Source organism: Mesorhizobium tianshanense, from assembly GCF_007830515.1.
GTDB lineage: Bacteria > Pseudomonadota > Alphaproteobacteria > Rhizobiales > Rhizobiaceae > Mesorhizobium > Mesorhizobium tianshanense.
On record NZ_VLKT01000017.1, the window covers coordinates 1 to 18,518 of the forward strand.

The following is an 18,518-nucleotide window of genomic DNA, read 5'->3' on the forward strand; positions in this document are numbered from 1 at the left end:
AGAGCGATGCGCCTTGACGTGGCTGCTATCGATGGAAAGCTCATCCGGAACGGGCCCGGCAGCCGCCATCTTCTCGAAGATACGCTGCCAGATGCGGCGCTGCGACCACCTGTTGTAGCGATTGTAGATTGTGGTTGGCGGACCATAGGCTGCAGGCACGTCGCGCCAGCGGCAGCCGGTCTTGAGAACATGCAGGATGCCCGAAATCACCCTGCGATCATCAACCCGAGGTTTCCCCGCTTTGCCGCGAGGAAGATGCGGTTCCATCGCACTCCACGCCTCATCCGACAACCAAAATAAGCTCTTCGACATCACTTCGGCCTCCAGCGACTCATTGAGGGCGAAGAATATCAATGAAAATCAGTCAATTGTATGAGTTCTCAACCTAGTGCTCGGACTCGAACAGGACTGTTTCTGGGACTTCGACGTTCGACGGGAACTCTTGTTCTTGACCTATGACCGATGGGAGGATTTCTCTGAGGCGAATCGACTAGCTTTGGCCGACCGCCTGCTCGCAGGGCCGAATAGGTTGTCTCACTGGTCTGACGATGAGTACCCAAAGATCAGAGATGAATTAGCCGCCCGCTACACTAGGTGGTTGACCATTCGAGGGCGACGACTGTCAGCGGGACAGCAAGAGCGCCTAGAAGAAATGATCTCGGCACTGCCTGAATGGCGCGAAGGGGCAGCATCGAGCATTGCGATCGAAAACGGGATGCATGGCGGCTGGGTAGGTACTGACGAGGCGCCTGACGCCGTGATCGACTTGCCGATCAACGAAATTGCGGAACGGGCTCAGGCCGGCCTTCAACGCGACTTCGGGAGCTTCACGGAAAAACGCCCATTCACAGGACTCGTGAAAACCAACCCCAGAAAAGCGTTGGCGTCACTGTCCTTTGCTGCGCGAAATGGCGCGTACCCGCAAGCGCTCTGGTCCGCCCTGATCCGCGACTGGCCTGAGGATACCAAGCCAAGGCTCTACCGCGCATTCTTGAACCGACTGAGTCGGTTGCCCGAGGTCAGCATAAGAGAGGTTCGGCACACCCTAGGCAGATGGGTCGAGGATAAGTTCACTAAATCCTTTGAGTTCGACAGCCGCCTCGCTTGGGACACCTTCGATCATGTGATTGCCGGCCTCGTTTCCGACGGAGGTTCAGCCACAGGGAGCGGGATGGGGGAAACGCGAGTGGGGCATGAAATCATCCAGAAGTCTCGGCGGACCCACGGTCACGCAATGAACGGACCTATTGGCGAAGCAACTGAGGGGCTACTTCGCGCATTAAACTCGCTGAAACCTCCGCAAGGCCGTGGCATACCGGATGAGTTCAAGTCACGGATCGAACGACTGCTTGTGGCTCCCGGAGAGGGCGCAGACCATGCGGTCGCAATCCTGACGCATCAGGTAAGCTGGCTTCATTATCTCGATCCAGTGTGGGTCATGGATCGGATGATGCCTTGGTTCTACTTCGAACATCCTTCAGCCGAGCCCGCATGGAATGGGTACCTTTCTGCGGCAAGATTTCCACCCCAGGAGATTGGCATCCGGCTGAAGCCAATGCTCATTCAGCTGTTTCCGGCGATCTATCAATGGAGTTGGGATCGTCATCTTGCCGAAGTGGCTGCCCAGATGGTGGTAGAGCTGGGCACAATGCGGCGCGACCGGCCTGACGGTTTGGATCGATACGAGGCTCGCCAATGCTTACGAAACATGGACGACCGAAGTCGTCAGGAAGCTATCTTCCGGCTTGGTCAAATCGGTAAGCGGAGCGAGAAGGGATGGGGAAACCATGTCATTCCGTTTATCGAAGAAGTCTGGCCACGGGAGCGGAAATTCCGGACGTCGTCCTTGGTTTCGTCATGGGTAAACTTACTCGATAGCACGGGCGAAGATTTTCCAAAGATTTTGAAAGCCGTGCGGCGGTTTTTGGTGCCGGTGGAGCGCGACATTCACTGGTTGTATCAATTCGCTAGGGAGGTCGGAGGCGAACAGCCAATGACGGCCAATCACCCTCAAGCAGTCCTGGAGATGCTGGACGCCATCATCCCTAACAGTCCGGAAGCTGCTCCTAATGAACTAGCGCAGATACTTGACCTGATAGAGGAAAAGAACCCTGGCCTTACCCGTGATCGTAGGTTTATGCGTCTTCTCGAACTGGTTGAAATGAAATAGGACGCGCGTCCGCGGCGTAGACAAGCCACAAAGTCTGCCTTGCCGTTGGCGCAAAAAGACTTCGCCACCGCCCATTCTTTTCGCTCTCGCTGGCGCAGTGGGCAGTCCTTCTGACCTGCCACACTCCACCCCCTCACACAGCCAAACTCCCCTGCTCCGCCTCCTCCGCATTAGGATCCCCCGGTGCCGTCGCCCAGGCCAGTTCCACCAGCGTCACGGTCCGCCTTCCAACCCCGTCAAGCTGGCAGACGATCAGCCCCTGCTCCTCGATATAGGTCAGCAGGCGCCGGGCGCGGCGCAGCGAGTGCGAGCCGTAGGCGCGGGCGATCGCCGCGTCGCTCGGGCAGGGCCAGCCCTCCTTCGCCGCGCGGGCGATCATCATGAACACGCCCTGCATATCCTCGGGCAGCAGCGAGGCGCGCACCGAGACGTCCTGCCACGCGTCATCGCCTGCCATGTCGGAGCCGAGGCCGGCGCGGGCGCGCGTCAGCATGCGGCGGAACTCTGGCAGGTCCGGCACGACCGAGGCGAGGCCCTCTATGCGGCAGCGGACCACGAACTCCTGATAGAGCACGCCGATGACGCGAAAACCCGCGTCGGGCTGCGCCAGCACGGCGCGCAGGACGCGGTCCACCCGCTCGCGCCGCTCCGCCAGATCCTCGGCGCTGATCGGCGGCTCCACCGCTTCAGGACGGATTTCCAGCGCCGCCGATTTCGCCGCCATGAGTTGATCGAGCAGGTCCGGCGACGACCGGCGCTGCGGCCGGACGGTTTCCGGCGGCGGCGCTGCCAGGATGATCGCGCGGGCATCCTCCAACGCTGCTTCCGGCAGCGGCATCAGGCGCGGGGTGCCATTGCGCGGGCTTGTCTCCGTCGGGCCGATGCGCAGTCCCAGCGGACGGCGCGACAGCGCCGGGCCCAGCGCCATGAATTGCCCTCGCTCCAGGTCGCGAAAGGCCTCGGCCTGTCGCCGCTCCATGCCGAGAAGATCGGCGGCGCGCGCCATGTCGATGTCGAGAAAAGTCCGGCCCATGAGGAAATTGGAAGCCTCGGCGGCGACGTTCTTGGCGAGTTTGGCCAGCCGCTGGGTGGCGATGATCCCGGCAAGCCCGCGTTTGCGGCCACGGCACATCAAATTGGTCATGGCGCCGAGCGAGAGCTTGCGCGCCTCGTCCGAAACCTCGCCGGCAACCGCCGGGGCGAACAGCTGCGCCTCGTCCACCACCACCAGCATCGGGTACCAGTGGTCGCGGGCGACCTCGAAAAGCCCGCCGAGGAAGGCGGCGGCGCGCCGCATCTGGTTCTCGGCGTCGAGCCCCTCGAGATTGAGCACCGTCGAGACGCGATGGATGCGCGCCCGCTCGCCGGCGCTCTGCAGGCCGCGCTCGGTATGTTCCTCGGCATCGATCACCAGGTGGCCGAAACGGTCGCCCAGCGACACGAAATCGCCTTCGGGGTCGATGATGGTTTGCTGCACCCAGGGGGCACTCTGCTCCAGCAGCCGGCGCAGCAGATGGGATTTGCCGGAGCCCGAATTGCCCTGCACCAGCAGGCGGGTCGCCAGCAGCTCCTCAAGATCCAGGGCCGCCGGGGCGCCCGCGGTCGTGTGGCCCATCTCGATCGCAACGGTCATGTCTCGACTCTCCTTGAGGAGAGGGCTTATCAACCCGATCGCAGCCCGTCGAGCGCGCATGGCCGGCCGCTCGGTGTTGCGCACAGATGGACACCGCCGAGGCCTTGATGGTCAGTTCGCAGACGTAAGCATTCCGGAATCATGCGCGAGAGGCTGTCGCTTGATCAGGACGATCGCCGAGAAAGCCAGTATGCCGAGCATGCCGACCCCAGCGGTCAACCAGAGCGATGGTTGGACGCCCATGCCTGCCATCGCCATGGCAAGGGCAAACGGTGCAAGTGCCGAGGAAAACTGACGCGCGGCAGTCACCCAGCCGAGCCGTGCGCCGTAGCGTTCCCGCCCGAACAGTTCCAGGGGCAGCGTGCCGCCGACGATGCTGGCGAGGCCCGAACCCAATCCAAACAGGATGACGAAGGCGACGGCTCCAGGCACCGATGGTGTCGTCGCCAGCAGGACGACAAGGCCGAGCGGCAGCAGTGTCGCACCGATGACCGCGAGCCAGCTCTGCGCCAACCGGCTGCCGAACAGCATGTTGATCAGCCGGCTTGCCACCTGGGACGGACCGAAAAGCGTGGTCACGACAAGCCCGGCCGAGCCAAGCCCGAGCGCCGCCGTCAGCGGGACCATGTGAACGAGGATCGAGGACAGCACGAAACCCTCGACCGCGAAGCCGCCAAGCATGAGCAGAAACACTCTGCTGCGATCACGCGGGGTGAAGGCAACCGGACCGCCGGCCGGCCCGATGGCCGCAGGTGTCGCCGAAGCGCTTTCGCCTGTCCGACGCGACAGCCGCGCCAGCCAGGCGTGGATGGGGAGGCAGATGGCGAGATTGATGACGGCAAAGACCAGGTAGACCTCGCGCCAGGTCAGGTATTCGTGCAGCGCAGCCGTCAACGGCCAGAACAGCGTCGAGGCGAAGCCGGCGATCAGCGTCAGATGGGTGATGCTGCGCAGCGCCTTGGCTCCGCCGATCTGGACGATCGCGACGAAAGCGGCGCTGTAGAGAACGAAGGCGGACGCCAGTTCCATGGCCACCAGGGCCAGCACGAAGGTCACCCGGCCGGGCGCCGCCGCGCAAGCGACAAGCGCTGCCGCGGCCGCTGCCGAACCAAAGGTCATCACCCGGCCGGCGCCGAAGCGATCGGCCCAGCGCCCGGCTGTGGGGGCAAAGAGGCCACCCACCAGCAGCGACGCCGACAGGGCGCCAAAAACCCATTGCTCCGGCCAGGCGAACTCGAGCGCGATCGACGGCACCAGGATGCTGAAGCTGTAGTAGAGCGTGCCGTAGCCGATGATCTGCGTCAGCCCCAACGCCCAGAGCGCGGCAGCCGGGATCTTCCGGTCGCTCATTCGGCGGCGTCCGCGATCTCGAGATCGCCGCTGCGCGCCGCGGCGATCGCTTGGGTGCTGCCGCAGCCGCAGCCTGACTTGCCGCTCGCCTTTGCCGTGGCGTCGTCGACACAGCAGGCATCGACAGAGGCCGGCGCTGGTCCGCCGCAGCAACCCTGGGATGACGCGCCTGAAACAGATACCGGCACCGTGCAGACGCCGGTCTCGGGCAACACCAGCTGCACGGCATCGGCGGCAGCCATGTCGCCGGCGAGCGCCGCGGCGACCGAACGAACCTGCTCATAGCCGGTCAGCAGCAGGAATGTCGGCGCGCGGCCGTAGCTTTTGACGCCGACCGTGTAGAAATCGGGCTCGGGATGGCTGAGCTCGCGGTGACCGTGCGGAGGCACGTCGCCGCAGGAGTGTTCATTGGGATCGATGAGCGGCCCCAGCGCCTTGACGCCTTCGAGCCACGGATCGAGGTCCAGCCGAAGCTCCCGGGTCAAGGCGAGGTCGGGGCGCTGACCAGTCGCGGCGATGATCCGGTCGACGGGACCGAGCGTGCGCAATCCGTCCTTTGTCTGGCCTTCGACAACCAGGCGGCCGTCGACCTCGCGGATGGCGACCGTGGCAAAGCCCGTCACCAGCCGGACGCGTCCGCTCTCGGCGAGTTCCCGGACATCGGAACCAAGCTCGCCCCGCGCCGGCAAGGCGTCGGCATCGCCGCCGCCATAGATGCGGACGAGGTCGGTGCTGCGCGTCGCCCACAGTGCCGAGGTGCCCGGTTCGGTTTCCGCAAGCCTGGCCAGTTCCAGCAAGGCATTGGCGGCGGAATGGCCGGCGCCCACAACCAATGTCGTGCGGCCTGCATAGAGATGACGGTCGCGGCCGAGAACATCCGGTATGCCGTAGGCGATGCGGTCTCCAAATTCCCTTTCACCTTCGGCCGGCAAGCCGCCCGCGCCGAGCGGGTTCGGTGTTTGCCAGGTGCCGGACGCATCGATCACGGCACGAGCGCTATCCCGGCGCGTGCCCGCGGCCGTTTCGACCAGAAGTATGAACGGCCGCGTCTCCCGCGCCTTGCTCAAGACCTTGTCGGCCCCCCACCGGGAAATGGCGACAACACGGGCATTGGTCTCGATCGACGGCGCCAGTTCGGAAAGCTTGGCGAGCGGCGCGAGGTACTGGTCGACGATCTCTCCGGCCGTGGGGAACGCCTCCGGCTCCGGCATCTGCCAGCCGTGGCTCTCGAGAAGCTGCCGGGCGACCACGTCGACGCAATAGCGCCACGGCGTGAAGACCCGCACATGACCCCAGTCCAGAAGGTTCGACCCGACCGCGGAACCGGCCTCGTAAACCTTGACCGGGAGACCGCGGCTGACAAGCTGGGCGGCGGCCGCCAGGCCGACAGGTCCGCCGCCGATGATGGCGACCGGGAGATTGCTGCTGGGAACCATGATACACCTTCTATGTTTCTAGGATTATGGAAATATCCACCAAAAAAAGAACTACGCGGCCGCCTCGCCAACAGCCGGGCCGCATGCGGCATCGGCGCAACATTCGTCGGCGAGAAAACCGAGGAGATCGTCCATCACCGGATAATTGGCGCGGCAGATCAGCGTCGTTGCCTGACGTTCCTGGGTGACCAGGCCGGTCAGGATGAGCCGGTGGAGATGATGGGACAGGGTCGATGCAGCGATGCCGAGCGTCTCTTGCAGGTATCCGACCGGTCGCCCGGCCTCACCTGCCCTCACCAGCGTGCGATAGAGATTGAGCCGCGTCGGATTGCCGAGCGCTTCGAGCTGTTTTGCTGCTTGTTCGAGTTTCATAGAAATAAACTAGCGCCGAAACGATGCCCCGTCAATGCTAATTCGAAAATTCTCGAAATAACTGTATACCGGTATCCAGCCGCGACGCTTGTGATGGCCGATCAGGATGACCGTGCCCCCCCAAGCTGCGACTCCGAAGATCGGCAATCACCCTCAAATCGACCGCTGGTTGACCCGCTTGGCGACCTCTTCGGCGCTTTCGACGCGCTCGGAGTAACGGTCCGTGAGATATCCGGACCGATCCCGCAGGAGCAGCGTGAACTTCATCAGCTCCTCCATCACATCGACGATTCGATTATAGTACGGTGACGGCTTCATGCGGCCGGCCTCGTCGAACTCGTTGAAAGCCTTGGCCACCGACGACTGGTTGGGGATGGTGACCATCCGCATCCAGCGGCCGAGGATGCGGAGTTGGTTGACGGCGTTGAAACTCTGCGAGCCGCCGGAAACTTGCATGACGGCAAGCGTCCGGCCCTGAGTGGGCCGCATCCCGCCCAGCGACAATGGCAGCCAATCAATCTGCGCCTTCATGATACCGGTCATCGAACCGTGGCGTTCGGGCGAACACCAGACGTGACCTTCCGACCACAGCGACAGCTCACGCAACTCCTTCACCTTAGGATGATCGGCAGGCACCGAATCCGGCAACGGCAGACCAGCGGGATTAAAGATACGGACTTCGGCACCGAGCCAGGTCAAGATACGTGCAGCTTCCTCAGTGGCCAGCCGGGAATAAGAACGCTCCCGCAAGGAGCCGTAGAGCATCAAAATTCGAGGTTTGTGAGCGGCGACGGGCACATTGAACAGCGCCGATTCATCGATCGCCGGGAACTGCTCCATCTGGATGTTCGGAAGGGACCCTGCATGGTCGGCTACTGTCATGATCCAAGGCTTCTTTCATATTTCGAATTTCATCGAAATAGATAGATACAGCTTGTCACTGTGTCAAAGCAAATTCGAAAAATGTCGAAATATCTAGACGACGCGCTTACCCTCGGCGTCGATGACCACCTCGCCGTCCTCCTTGGTGAAGGGGCCGGTATTTGGGTTGGGCAGGATGTCGAGAACCGCCTCGGACGGCCGTGCAAGCATGGTGCCGAGCGGCGTGACGACAATCGGCCGGTTGATCAGGATCGGATGCGCCAGCATGAAGTCGACGATCTCGTCGTCGGTCCATTTGGGATCGCCGAGATTGAGGTCGGCGTAAGGCGTGCCCTTCTCGCGCAGCAATTCGCGCGGCGTCATCCCCATCGCCGCGATGAGCTCGACCAGCCGTTCGCGCGATGGCGGGTTTTTCAGATACTCGATCACATCAGGCTCTTCGCCGGACTGCCGGATGATGGCGAGCGTGTTGCGCGAGGTGCCGCAGTTGGGGTTGTGATAGATGGTGATGGTCATTGTGCGGCCTTTTCCGTCGACATCGTGTTCCTGACCGCGGCGCCCTGCTCGTACCAGCCCCTGCTTCGATTCACGATCCACACGACCGACAGCATGACGGGCACCTCGATAAGCACGCCGACAACCGTTGCGAGCGCGGCGCCCGAGTTCAGCCCGAACAGTGCGATCGCGGCGGCAACGGCCAGCTCGAAGAAGTTCGACGCGCCGATAAGGGCGGATGGCCCGGCCACGCAGTGCCGCTCGCCGGACATGCGGTTGAGGAGATAGGCAAGTCCGGAGTTGAAATAGACCTGGATCAGGATCGGCACCGCCAGCAGCGCGATCACCAGTGGCTGGGCAATGATCTGCTCGCCCTGAAAGCCGAACAGCAGCACCAGCGTCGCCAGCAGGGCAAAGAGTGACAAGGGCTGCATCCTTGCGAGAAGCGCGTCGAGCGCGGCCTGCCCCTTCGTCGCCAGCAGCCGGCCTCGAACGAGTTGAGCGACGATGACCGGCAGCACAATGTAAAGTGCGACGGACAACACGAGCGTGCCCCAAGGCACGGTGATCGCCGAAAGACCGAGCAGCAGCCCGACGATGGGCGCGAACGCGACGATCATGATCGCATCGTTCAGCGCGACCTGCGAGAGCGTGAAATTCGGCTCGCCACGCGTCAGGTTCGACCATACGAACACCATTGCCGTGCACGGGGCAGCGGCGAGAATGATCAGCCCGGCAATATAGGAATCGATCTGCGCCTTGGGCAGTAAGGGCTGGAACAGCCAGCCGACGAAGAGCCAGCCGAGCAGCGCCATGGAGAACGGTTTCACGGCCCAGTTGATGAATAGCGTCACGCCGATACCGCGCCAATAGGTTCCGACCTTGGCAAGCGAACCGAAGTCGACGCGCAGAAGCATCGGAACGATCATCAACCAGATCAGCACGGCTACGGGAAGGTTGACCTTCGCGACCTCCGCCGCCGCGATCGCGGAGAACGCGCCCGGCAGCAGGTGGCCAAGCGCGACACCCGCGACGATGCACAAAGCCACCCAGACCGTCAGATAGTTTTCGACGAAACCGATACCGGGTCGCGGCGCCTCGCCCGCGTTCAGAACGTGATCTGTCACGATGCGTCCCTCCTCAACCGGCTTTCGGTAGATCGCGGCCGATTTCATCCAGCCGTTTCTGCAGGGCGAGCTTGTCGATCATGTTCATCGGCAGGCTGACGAAGATCGAGATCCGGTTGTTGAGCATGCGATAGGCTTCGGCGAAGGCCAGATGCTTTTCGGCGTCGGTGCCTTCCACGGCCGCCGGATCGGGCACGCCCCAATGCGCCGTCATCGGCTGTCCTGGCCAGACCGGGCAGGATTCATTGGCCGCGTTGTCGCAGACGGTGAAAACGAAGTTCATTTCCGGGGCGCCGGGAACCGCGAATTCCTCCCAGTCTTTCGAACGGGCGAAGGACGTGTCGTGGTTGAGGGTCTTCAAGAGTTGGAGCGCGAACGGATGGACCTCTCCCTTCGGGTGCGATCCGGCCGAATATGCCTTGAACTTGCCGGCTCCGACCCGATTGAGAATCGCTTCGGCAAGGATCGACCGTGCCGAATTGCCGGTGCAGAGAAAAAGAACGTTGTATGGCTCACTCATCGCGCATCCTCCTTCAACATTCGCAAGTGACAGCTTGAATGACGGGCCGGCACAGCTCCGGCGCACCGTTGCAGCAATCCTCCATGAGATAGGCAAGCAGGTCGCGGAAGCCGGTCATGTCGGCGACGTAGCGGATCGTCCGGCCGTCGCGCTCGGCACGCACGAGGCCGGCATGGTCGAGGACCTTCAGGTGCGCCGACATGGTGTTCTGCACCGTATCGAGGCGCGAGGCGATCTCGCCGGCTGGCACGCCGTCTGCACCCGCCCGGACCAGGAGACGAAACACCTCGAGCCTGGTGTCCTGGCCAAGGGCTGCCAATGCAAGAAGGGCGGTGTTCTTATCCATGTATCTTTAAATCCGGAATTATGGATGTATACGGCGAACATATGACAGCCGGATGACACGGGCAAGCAGTTCATCATCTTCACCCGCAATTGTTCAGCGCGGGGAAATATGGCGCACGTTCTTCACTGCGTCACAGGCTTCGACGCCAGGCGCGGGCCGGTCTTGACGTCGTCGATCTCGGGCTTCGCGGTATCGATTGTGCCATCCCAGCCGCCGCCGAGCGCCTTGTTGAGGGCGATGTAGTCGGTCGCAATTGCAATGCGGCTTTGCAGCAGATCGTCCTCGGCCGAATAGAGCGATCGTTCGGTGTCCAGCACATCGAGAAGGCTCGTTTCCCCAGACTTGTAAAGAGTACGCGCGATGCGCGCGGCGTCGCCATAGGATTTCGCCGAGGAGGCAAGCTTGGAATTCCGGATTCGCTCCTGGCGCAGCGAAACGAGTGCGTTTTCCACGTCCTCGAGCGCCGTCAGCACGGACGATCTGTAGGCGATGAAATACTGATCGCGCTGGGCTCTCGCCACCTCGACGGCGGCCTTCAACTGGCCACCGTTGAACACCGGCACGCTGAGCGTCGGCCCGAAGGACCAGCCGATCGTGGAATTCTTGCCGAGATCGCCGACTTTGAAGGCGGTCGTGTCGATGTCTCCCGTCAGACTCACGCTGGGATAGCGAGCCGCCTCAGCCTGGCCGATCTTGGCGGTATATTGCGCATACTGCCGCTCCGCCATACGGACGTCGGGGCGGGAGAGTAGAATGTCGGCGGGAATCCCGGTCGGGATGGGCAGACGCGGCGTTGGTATCGGCGCAACGCGCTTCAGCCGCTCGGTCAGTACCGCTGGCGGGCGTCCCGTGAGCACGGAAAGCCTCTGCACCGCTTCGGCATAGCTTGCCTCCAGCGTCGGAACGTCGGCTTCCGTGCTGCTTGCCTGCCCCATCGCCTTCGCAACATCCGCCGCCGTCGACATGCCGGCTTGCTGCATGGTGCGGGTGAGCGCTGCGGTTTGCATTTGCGACGCGGCTGCACGCCGGGCGAGGCCAATGCGCGCCTGATAGCCGCGCGCCTCGGCATAATAGGATGCAACATCGCCGATCAGGGTGAGAAGCGTCGAACGAAGCTCTTCCTCGGACGCATCCATCCCGTAGCGGGCGGCTTCGACGTTCCTGCGATTGGCCCCGAACAGGTCGAGCTCCCAACTGGCGTCGAAGCCGGCCTGGTACTGGCTATAGGCATCGCTGGCGGTTCCGCTCGATGTGGACGAGCTGTCCTTGTTACGGGTCGCGGACCCGGAGCCGTCGACGGACGGGAACAATGTGCCGGCGCTCTGTCGATAGCTGGCGCGCGCCTCGCGAATCTTGGCTTTCGCGGTGGCAACGTCGAGATTGCCGGTAACCGCCTCGTCGACAAGCGCATTCAGCTGGGGATCACGCAGGCGCTGCCACCATTTCGACAATTGCGGCGGCTTGACGGGCTTTGACGATTTCTGGCCGCTCCATATCGCCGGCATCGCCAGAATTGGTTTCCGATAGTCCGGGCCGACGACGCATCCCGCAAGCGCTGTCGCGGTCAGCATCAGGACAGCAATTCGCATCCCTGCCGGTGTTCTCGCGGACGCTCCTGCCGTCGAGCCGACTCGGCCTTCATTTCTCATACGTCTACCCTCAATTCCGATTTGACTGTTGCTTGCCACCGGCATCCGCCGGCGCGTCCACCAGCGTTTCGCAGACTCGGCGGTGAGGCGGCGAAGGAAACGGCGGCGGGCTTTCGTGACCGGCGTTCCGATTACACCTTTTCGGTGCGAGCGCTCGGCAGCTCAGTTGCTGCCTCCGCATCGGATCGTTCCACCAGCAGCTTGCGCAGATGGCGGCTAAGCAGGCGCTGGATGTCGTCCATGAAGGTGTAGACCACCGGCACGTAGATCAGGCTGAGCACGGTCGAGGACAGCAACCCGCCGATAACGGCAATGGCCATCGGCGCCCGCGTCTCGGCATCGGCGCCGATGCCGAGCGCGATCGGCAGCATGCCGGCGCCCATGGCGATCGACGTCATGACGATCGGACGCGCCCGCTTGCGGGCGGCATCGATTAGCGCCTCGAAACGGCTCATGCCGCGTTCCCGTTCGGCGATCAGCGCATACTCGACCAGCAGGATCGAGTTCTTCGCGGCGATCCCCATCAGCATCAACAGGCCGATCAGCGGCGATATGCCAAGCGCCTTGCCGGTGATCAGCATGAAGCCGAGCGCACCGCCAACCGAGAGCGGCAGCGCGACCAGGATTGTCACCGGCTGCACGAAGCTCCGGAACAGAAGCACCAGCGTCAGGTACATCAGCAGGATGCCTGCGGCGATTGCCGTGGCAAATCCGCTGAACAGTTCCTGCATGCGGGCAGCATCACCGCGCGCCAGTTCATGCACGCCCTCGGGCAGGTTCTGCATTGCCGGCAGGGCGCGGATCGCGGTGGTCGCCTCGCCGAGGGTGATGCCGGAAAGATCCGCTTCGACGGTGGCGCTGCGGCTGCGATCCACCCGCGCAATGCTGTTCGGGCCGGCGCTGAAGCTGATGTCGGCGATCGCGGCAAGCGGTACCGTGCCCTTGCTGCCGGTCAGCGGCAGGATGGCGAGCTTCGAAGGATCGTCGATGGCGCCATCGGGCAAGGTCACGACAATCGACACCTGGCGGTCGCCGAGATTGAATTTCGGCAGGCTGGTGTCGGTATCGCCGACGGTGGCGATCTTCACCGTCTCGGCGATCTCGGTCGGGGTGATGCCAAGCTCCGCCGCCTTGGCGCTGTCGGGGCGCACGATCAGCTCCGGCTTGGTGGTCGCGGCCGTCGAGGTCGGATTACTGAGGCCGGGGACTGACTTCATCTGGTCGATCAGCGCATCGCTGGTCTGCTGCAGCGCATCGCCATTGTCACCGACCAGCGTGATCGACACCTTGGCGCCAGAGAAACCATCAGCGCCGAACTGGATGCGGGCGCCCGCAATGTCGTTGAGCTTCGGTGAGACCGCGGCCTCGAATTCCTGCTGGCTGACCGTCCGCTCGTCGCGCGGCTTCAGATTGACGGTGACATTGGCACTGCGCACCTCGGCCGATGTCGATCCGCGGGTCGGCCCGCCGCCCGACTCGGCCGCCGTGCCGATCGTGGCGAAGATGCTGTCGACCGCCGGTTCGCCTTCCAGGCGCCTGGTGATGTCCTGCACCACGGCCGTCGTCTGCTCGATCGTCGAGCCGGGCTGCAACTCGACCGAGATCATCGAGCGGCCACGATCGGTCGCCGCCATGAATTCGGTCGGCAGCTGCGTCGCCAGCGCCATCGAACCGGCGAAGAAGGCGATGCCGGCAACAAGCGTGATCCAGCGATGGTCGAGCGACATGCGCAGCAGCCAGAGATAGGTCGGCACCCAGGCCGGCGTGTCCTCCTCGCTGTGACCGCCGGCGCGCACGAGGTAGGCGCCCATCAGCGGCGTCAGCATGCGCGCCACCAGCAGCGAGAACAGCACCGACACGCAAACCGCAACCGCGAAGCTGAAGAAGAATTTTCCGGGAATGCCGGGCATGAAGGCCACCGGCAGGAAGACGGCGACGATCGTGGCGGTGGTCGCCACCACGGCAAGCCCGATCTCGTCGGCGGCTTCGATCGCCGCCTGATAGGCGCTGGCGCCGGTCTGGCGCATGTGGCGCACGATATTCTCGATCTCGACGATGGCGTCGTCGACGAGGATGCCGACCACCAGCGACAAAGCCAGCAAGGTGATGTTGTTGAGCGAGATGTCGAACGCCGCCATCACCGCGAAGGTCGGAATCAGCGACAACGGCATGGCGACCGCGGATACCAGCGTCGCCCTGATGTCGCGCAGGAACAGCCAGACGACGCCGATGGCGAGCAGCGCGCCAAGCCACAGCGCCTCGAACGCGGCATCGTAACTTTCCTGGACGAAGCCGGAAGACGAGGTGACCTCTGTGAATTTGGCTGCAACTGTCTTGGTGCCCATCTCGGCAATCGCGCCACGCGCGGCCTTGACCACGTCGATCTCGCTTGAACAGACGGACCGGTAGATGTTGAAGGCAACGACTTGCTTGCCATCGAGATAGGCGGCCTGGCGCGGCTTTTCCCAGCTGTCGACCACCGTGCCGAGGTCGGAGAGCTTGACGTCTCCGGCGCCCGCAAGCGCGATGTGTGTATCGGCCAGCGCCTCGACGGTCTGGGCACTGGCCAGCGTGCGAACCGATTGCTCCTGGCTGCCGATGGTGGTGCGGCCGCCCGGCTGATTGACGTTGATGGCAGCCAGCGTCTGGCTGACATCGCCGGCACTGATGCCGAGCGCGGCAAGGCGGTCGGGATCGAGCTCGACGCGGATGACCCGGTCAACGCCGCCCGAACGGGTGATCTTGGACACGCCATCGACGCCCAGCATCGCCTTGGCGACGTCGTTGTCGATGTACCAGCTCAGCGCGTCGGGCGACATGGCCGGCGCCTCGACCACATAGGTCAGCACCGAATTGCCTGATGCATTGACCTTCGTCACGACGGGCGTGGTGGCAGCGGCCGGCAGGCTGGACTGGACGCTGGAGACCGCGTTGCGCACGTCGTTGGTGGCCGTTTCGGGATCGGTATCGAGCGTGAATTCGACTGATGTGACCGAGGAGCCTTCGTTGAGCGCAGTCGAGACGTCGTCCAGGCTTGCCACGGCGTTCTCGATGACCTGGGCGACCTGCACTTCCATCTCGCTGGGTGCGGCGCCCGTCTGCGTCACCGTCACGGTGACCGTCGGCAGATCGATGTCAGGCATGTTGTTGGTTCTGAGCTGCATGAAGCCGTAAAGGCCGGCGATCGTCAGCGACAGGAACAATACGATGGTCGGAACCGGATTGCGGATCGACCAGGAGGAAATGGCGTTCATCGCGCCGTCTCCGTGCTCGATGCGGCCTGGCCGGCATCGTCCGCCGCGACGCGAACGAGATTGCCGTCATTGAGCAGGCCTGCGCCGGAGACGACGACGCGGTCGCCTTCGGCCAGCCCGGAGACAATGGCGACGCGGCCGTCCTTGCGGCTGCCGGTCTCCACCGCGCGGGCCGCGACCTTGCCGTCCTGACCGACGATGAAGACGCTTGGCTTGCCGTCGCGCCAGGTCAGCGCGCTTTCCGCGACATTGAGGACTTGTGCCGCAGACGTGGCGATCGAGACGCGGGCGAACATGCCGGGCCTGAGCCCGGAATTGTCCTGCGCCGCGACATAGACCGTACCCAGACGGGTGGTGCCGTCGACCTTCTCGGCGATCGAGCTGACCCTGCCGGAAAACGCCCTGCCGGAGGCGTCGGTAATCGTCGCCGCCTGGTCGGCGGTGATAGCAGCCAGATCCTTCTCGGGCATCTGGACGGCGACCTCGACCTTGCCGTCGCGCACAATCCTCATCAGTTCCGTGCCGGACTGAACGATGGAACCGGCGACTGCGGGCCTGGTGGAAACCGTACCGTCGAAGGGCGAGCGGATTTCGGTCCGCGCGAGTTGTGCGGCGATGTTGTCCGCAGCAGCCTGCGCCTGAACGAGTTGTGCCCGGCTGGTCTTGACCGTCGTCGCTCTTTCCTCGGCCGTCTCAGTGCTGATCGCGTTGCTGGCGATAAGCTTTTGGGCGCGCGCCGAAGCCGTCTCGGCCGCCTCCAATGTGGCACGCGCCTGCTCGACGGCTGCCTTCTGCTCGGCGAGCTCGGCTCTCAGAACGGTATCGTCGAGACACGCGATCACATCGCCCTTGCTGACATGATCGCCCTCGGCAACGAGAACCTCGGTCAGTTGCAGGCCGCTCGTCTGCGAACCGATCGTGGCTTCCTGCCATGCCTGAACCGTGCCGGTGGCGGTGATCGCCGAGGCGATTTCATCCTTGCGCACCTTTTCGACCGAAACTGTCAGCGAGGCAGCCTGTACAGGTGTCTTGTCCGCGGTCGCATCGGCCCCGTTCGCATCGACAGTACCGCGCCCATAGGCCTTGAGCATGGCGGCAATCGCGATGGCCAGAATGACGGCCAAAAGCAGCAGGTATTTCTTGCGCGATGATCTAGCGGCCATGGGTCTTTTCGTCGTCGGTTGAACTGGTTTTCTCGAAATGGGGAACGCCGAGCGAAAGGCGCCAGGTGCCGAAGACGAGCCTGGTCGCTCCAGTGAAGGCCTGCAGCGACCGCAGCGCCGTCACGGTTCCGCGCCGCTGCTCAGGCGCGACCGCCATCAGCAGCCGCATCGTCACGAACATCTCCCACATGAAGTCCTCTCTCATCGGCCCACGGCCGGTCTCATCAGTCGAGGTGGCAGCGGACCGGCGCGAATGCGAGCACAGGCTGGCCACCGGCCAATTCGACCTGATCGTGCTCGACGTCATGCTGCCCGACGGCTCGGGGCTCGATATCTGCCGCGCCCTGCGTGATAGCAAACCCCACATTCCCGTTATCCTGCTGACGGCGCTGAAGGAGGATGTCGACCGCATCATCGGATTGGAGCTTGGCGCCGACGACTATCTCGGCAAGCCGTTCAACCCGCGTGAGCTGACCGCCCGCATCCGCGCCGTGCTGCGGCGCTCGGCGCAGGAGCAGGCGGCACCCGCCATGGCCCGCGTCTATCGCTTTGCCGGCTACACGATGGAGCCGGAAATCCGCCGCATTGCAAATGCCAAGGGAGAGGCGATCGAGCTGACCGGTGCGGAGTTTGACCTGCTTCAGGTCTTTGTCGACAGACCAGGCCGCGTTCTGTCGCGCGACCAGCTTCTCGATATCACGCAAGGGCGCGAGCGTGAGCCGCTCGATCGCTCCGTCGACGTGCTGATGAGCCGGCTGAGGCGCAAGCTTGGCGAGAATGCCGCAGCGCCGCTTTTCAAGACCGTGCGCAATGGCGGTTACCAGTTGACCGTCCGCGTCGAGACCGTGGACGCGCCGGCATGACCTCGCTCAGGGCGCGGATTGCGCTGCTTCTGGTAGCGTCGATCGTCGGTGTGGTGGCTCTGGCGACGCTTGCGGTCGTCAGTGTGGTGCGAGGACCAACACCCGAAGCCACGATAGAGCCGGTCGCCCGGCAGATCAGGCTGCTGGCGCAGTCGCTTCCCGGCCATGTCGCCAGCGCAAGCGATGTCCAGATCGAGCTTGGTGATCAGCCGGCAAAGGGGCAGGAAGACGAACGCGCAACACGTCTTCTCAACCGAGCGCTGGAACACCGCGGGGCAGCGTTTCCGGCCACCGTCGTGCGGGTCGAGGGCAAACAGGGCATGGTCGCCTCGGTGCAACTCCCGGACGGCCGCTGGATGGCCGTCGATATTCCCGACTTCTCGCCGCCGGCCAACCGCTGGCTGGTCCTGGCCGGCTGGATCACGCTCATCGTGCTTGGCGCCACCGCCGTTTCGCTCTACTTCGCGACGGTGCTGACGAGGCCCTTGGTCATGCTGGAATCCGCGACAGTCCGCATCGGGCCGGATGGCATTCTTGCCCCTCTGCCAGAGGAGGGCCCCGGCGAGGTCCGCGCCACCGCACGGGCGCTGAACCAGCTTTCGGCGCGGCTCAAATCGGCCATGGAAAGCCGCATGCGCCTCGTCGCTGCGGCGGGCCATGATTTGAGAACACCGATGACGCGCATGCGGCTGCGCGCCGAGTTCCTGGCTGACGAAGAACGCGAGAAATGGCTGCACGATCTCGAGGAGCTCGACCGCATCGCCGACAGCGCCATCCGCCTGGTGCGCGAGGAGGTCGACCAGGACGCCGTCGAGCCGATCGACCTCGAAGGGCTGGTCCGTGACATCGAGGCCGAGATGATTTCGCTCGGTCACGCCGTGTCGATCGCGCATCTCGACAAGGTCTCGGTCAAGGCAGGCGCGCTCGGCCTTCGCCGGGCACTGCGCAATCTGATCGTCAATGCCGCCACCCACGGCAAGGGCTGCAGCATCTCTCTCTCCGCAACGGGCAATCACGCCATCCTCACCATCGCCGATCGCGGACCAGGTATTCCGCCGGAACTGCTGGGCAAGGCATTCGAGCCATTCTTTCGGGTCGATCCCGGCCGCCGGCAATCCATTCCGGGGGCCGGGCTAGGCCTCGCCATCGCCAGGGAAATCATCGAACGCTACGGTGGAACCGTCACACTGGAAAACCGCGCCGGCGGCGGTCTTTCGCAGAAGGTCGTTTTCGACGCCATTTCCTGACTGGACCGCTC

17 protein-coding genes are annotated in these 18,518 nt (G+C 63.7%); 3 read left to right on the forward strand and 14 right to left on the reverse strand.

All coding sequences use genetic code 11. The annotated features are described in order from the left end of the window. On the reverse strand, nt 1-312 hold a 312-nt coding region (locus IQ26_RS14985; protein ID WP_145718733.1), incomplete at its 3' end, for an IS5 family transposase. 340 nt (nt 313-652) lie between these two features. Here IQ26_RS14985 and IQ26_RS14990 point away from each other — a divergent pair. Continuing rightward, a complete protein-coding gene (locus IQ26_RS14990; protein ID WP_145718480.1) occupies nt 653-2,170 on the forward strand; it encodes a hypothetical protein in 1,518 nt (505 codons plus the stop codon). A 133-nt stretch (nt 2,171-2,303) separates the two neighbouring features. Here IQ26_RS14990 and IQ26_RS14995 read toward each other — a convergent pair whose 3' ends face one another. From IQ26_RS14995 to IQ26_RS15055, 13 genes are all read right to left on the reverse strand, one after another. Next, a complete protein-coding gene (locus IQ26_RS14995; RefSeq protein ID WP_145718482.1) occupies nt 2,304-3,803 on the reverse strand; it encodes a helicase HerA domain-containing protein in 1,500 nt (499 codons plus the stop codon). A 111-nt stretch (nt 3,804-3,914) separates the two neighbouring features. Next, nucleotides 3,915-5,153: an arsenite efflux MFS transporter ArsK gene (arsK, locus tag IQ26_RS15000; RefSeq protein WP_145718484.1), complete on the reverse strand. Its 1,239-nt coding sequence runs from the start codon at nt 5,151-5,153 to the stop codon at nt 3,915-3,917. Then, nucleotides 5,150-6,589 carry an NAD(P)-binding domain-containing protein gene (locus IQ26_RS15005; RefSeq protein WP_145718486.1) on the reverse strand — a complete coding sequence of 480 codons (1,440 nt, stop codon included), beginning with the start codon at nt 6,587-6,589 and terminating at the stop codon, nt 5,150-5,152. Before IQ26_RS15005 ends, arsK begins: the two co-directional genes overlap by 4 nt. 51 nt (nt 6,590-6,640) lie before the next feature. Further along, nucleotides 6,641-6,961, reverse strand: a complete 321-nt coding sequence (locus tag IQ26_RS15010) for an ArsR/SmtB family transcription factor (RefSeq protein WP_145718488.1) — start codon at nt 6,959-6,961, stop codon at nt 6,641-6,643. 153 nt (nt 6,962-7,114) lie between these two features. Continuing rightward, nucleotides 7,115-7,843 carry an arsenical resistance protein ArsH gene (gene arsH / locus IQ26_RS15015; RefSeq protein WP_276316427.1) on the reverse strand — a complete coding sequence of 243 codons (729 nt, stop codon included), beginning with the start codon at nt 7,841-7,843 and terminating at the stop codon, nt 7,115-7,117. Between the two features lie 93 nt (nt 7,844-7,936). Next, nucleotides 7,937-8,359 (reverse strand): arsenate reductase (glutaredoxin), encoded by a 423-nt coding sequence (gene arsC / locus IQ26_RS15020; RefSeq protein ID WP_145718492.1) that lies wholly within the window; start codon nt 8,357-8,359, stop codon nt 7,937-7,939. Then, nucleotides 8,356-9,465 (reverse strand): ACR3 family arsenite efflux transporter, encoded by a 1,110-nt coding sequence (gene arsB, locus IQ26_RS15025; protein ID WP_145718494.1) that lies wholly within the window; start codon nt 9,463-9,465, stop codon nt 8,356-8,358. Before arsB ends, arsC begins: the two co-directional genes overlap by 4 nt. Before the next feature lie 13 nt (nt 9,466-9,478). After that, complete coding sequence (locus IQ26_RS15030) at nt 9,479-9,985, reverse strand: arsenate reductase ArsC (RefSeq protein WP_145718496.1); 507 nt, start codon at nt 9,983-9,985, stop codon at nt 9,479-9,481. A 13-nt stretch (nt 9,986-9,998) separates the two neighbouring features. After that, nucleotides 9,999-10,331, reverse strand: coding sequence for an ArsR/SmtB family transcription factor (locus tag IQ26_RS15035; RefSeq protein WP_145718498.1), 333 nt, complete (start codon nt 10,329-10,331; stop codon nt 9,999-10,001). A 122-nt stretch (nt 10,332-10,453) separates the two neighbouring features. Further along, complete coding sequence (locus IQ26_RS15040) at nt 10,454-11,920, reverse strand: efflux transporter outer membrane subunit (RefSeq protein ID WP_145718500.1); 1,467 nt, start codon at nt 11,918-11,920, stop codon at nt 10,454-10,456. A gap of 191 nt (nt 11,921-12,111) precedes the next feature. Beyond that, on the reverse strand, nt 12,112-15,234 hold the full coding sequence (locus IQ26_RS15045; protein ID WP_145718502.1) for an efflux RND transporter permease subunit: 3,123 nt from the start codon (nt 15,232-15,234) through the stop codon (nt 12,112-12,114). Beyond that, nucleotides 15,231-16,397, reverse strand: a complete 1,167-nt coding sequence (locus tag IQ26_RS15050; RefSeq protein WP_145718504.1) for an efflux RND transporter periplasmic adaptor subunit — start codon at nt 16,395-16,397, stop codon at nt 15,231-15,233. Before IQ26_RS15050 ends, IQ26_RS15045 begins: the two co-directional genes overlap by 4 nt. Further along, a complete protein-coding gene (locus IQ26_RS15055) occupies nt 16,387-16,587 on the reverse strand; it encodes a hypothetical protein (RefSeq protein ID WP_145718506.1) in 201 nt (66 codons plus the stop codon). The genes IQ26_RS15050 and IQ26_RS15055 overlap by 11 nt, the downstream gene beginning before the upstream one ends. Here IQ26_RS15055 and IQ26_RS15060 point away from each other — a divergent pair. Both IQ26_RS15060 and IQ26_RS15065 read left to right on the forward strand, forming a co-directional pair. Then, on the forward strand, nt 16,586-17,260 hold the full coding sequence (locus tag IQ26_RS15060) for a winged helix-turn-helix domain-containing protein (protein WP_145718508.1): 675 nt from the start codon (nt 16,586-16,588) through the stop codon (nt 17,258-17,260). The two genes, IQ26_RS15055 and IQ26_RS15060, sit on opposite strands and share 2 nt — an antisense overlap. After that, on the forward strand, nt 17,257-18,507 hold the full coding sequence (locus tag IQ26_RS15065) for an ATP-binding protein (RefSeq protein ID WP_145718510.1): 1,251 nt from the start codon (nt 17,257-17,259) through the stop codon (nt 18,505-18,507). The genes IQ26_RS15060 and IQ26_RS15065 overlap by 4 nt, the downstream gene beginning before the upstream one ends. Nucleotides 18,508-18,518 lie beyond the last annotated feature (11 nt).